At 60.8% G+C, this 720-nt stretch carries 1 protein-coding gene; it reads right to left on the bottom strand.

Annotated elements, in window-relative coordinates; all coding sequences use genetic code 11:
• The coding region (locus ACZYTD_RS17180; protein WP_463893916.1) for an Ig-like domain-containing protein at positions 1–720 on the bottom strand (720 nt) is incomplete at both ends.

Here is a 720-nt window from a genome sequence, read left to right as displayed (position 1 = left end):
GATGATGTCCACCGTGATGGTGCCCGTGGTGCTGTTGCCATTGGCATCCGTCACCTTGTAGCCAAAGCTATCCTTGCCACTCTCGGTCTGGGTGGCCGTCGTGCTGCTATCCGGCGTGGTATCAAACGGCTGGGTCAAGGTATAGGTGTACTTGCCCGTCGTGGCATCCAGCACCAGGTTGCCATAGCTGCCTGTGGCACTGCCCGTCAGCTCGAAGTGGTACGGTCCCGTACCGCCACTGCCGGTGATAACCCCATCAGAATCAACCGCACTGCCGTTGCCTGCGGCACTGCCAATCCCCGCCAGACCCGCTTCGTTCACCAGCGACTCGTCGTCCTCGGCGCTCAGCGTGAAGTCCTTCACCCCTATCGTCAGCGTCGTGGTCGACAGGTCGCCATCCCCATCCTGGATGGTGTAGACAAACACATCCTGGGCGTTCGCACTAATGTCATTGGCCTCGGACTGATAGCTGTAACTGCCATCGGCCGCCAAGGTCAGTGTGCCATGCAACCCGATGATGGCGGTCTCCAGCCCGGTTAATACCGGAGTCGTGGTGTCCAAGCCTGCAGCACGCACCCCCACCACCCCGCCAGCCGGCGTCGTGGCACTCGCTCCATCCGCACCAAACACATCATCACTGCCATCACTCAGCACATTGCCCGTGACCAGGTCCCCTTCATCGACGCTATTGCTATCAGCATGCGCCGTCGGCACATCGTC

The organism is Pseudaeromonas sp. HNCC25DJ180, assembly GCF_055413345.1.
Note: the sequence above shows the minus strand (reverse complement) of the source record. Positions and strands in the feature narration are given on the sequence as shown.